The sequence below is a fragment of the Synechococcus sp. H70.1 genome, from assembly GCF_047502705.1.
Taxonomy (GTDB): Bacteria; Cyanobacteriota; Cyanobacteriia; order Thermostichales; family Thermostichaceae; genus Thermostichus.
On the sequence record NZ_JANSIV010000158.1, the window covers coordinates 1 to 518 of the forward strand.

General features: G+C 61.8%; 1 pseudogene. It reads right to left on the reverse strand.

The features are described from left to right. Positions 1 to 437, reverse strand: a pseudogene (locus NW827_RS10500) (PddD domain-containing protein); the annotation flags it as partial. Between the last annotated feature and the right edge of the window lie 81 nt (positions 438 to 518).

Genomic DNA, 518 nt, shown 5'->3' on the forward strand with positions numbered 1-518 from the left:
GCGGGTGCAACCTGCGGACTCCCCTCCCGGCTGCTGAAGATGTTGGAGACCAGAGCTATCAGGCGGGGGCCATCCGCCCTGCTGGCAATGGGGATCTGGCGTGCTCGGGCCTGCTCGGAAGGCCACGCAAGGAAACCTTCCCGGAACGGATCGGGATCTTCAACAAAGAACGGGCTGCGCCCAGCGCAGTCATTTTGACCCTGAGTGTTGAGGGGGCGTAACTCAAAACGCTCGATCCGCGCGTTGCCTTCCCAGGGAGTGTCCCCTGTTGGGTTGCCGGCGTTGTTGTAGTTGCGGCGCAGGTAGTACACCACCAGAGTGTAAATGCTGCGGCGGCTGACCAGCGTGTCCCAATCCGCATTTTTGCCGTTTGTGAGCGGGAACCCAGCAGGTGGTTGGGCAGGTAAGGTAGCACGGCCTTCGCGAACCTGTTGCAAGGTGGGGTTGCCCTCGTAGCATCCCCGCGGGATCGGTTCCAGCTTCCAAAAGGCAACAACCGGGATAGCATCATCGGGGCG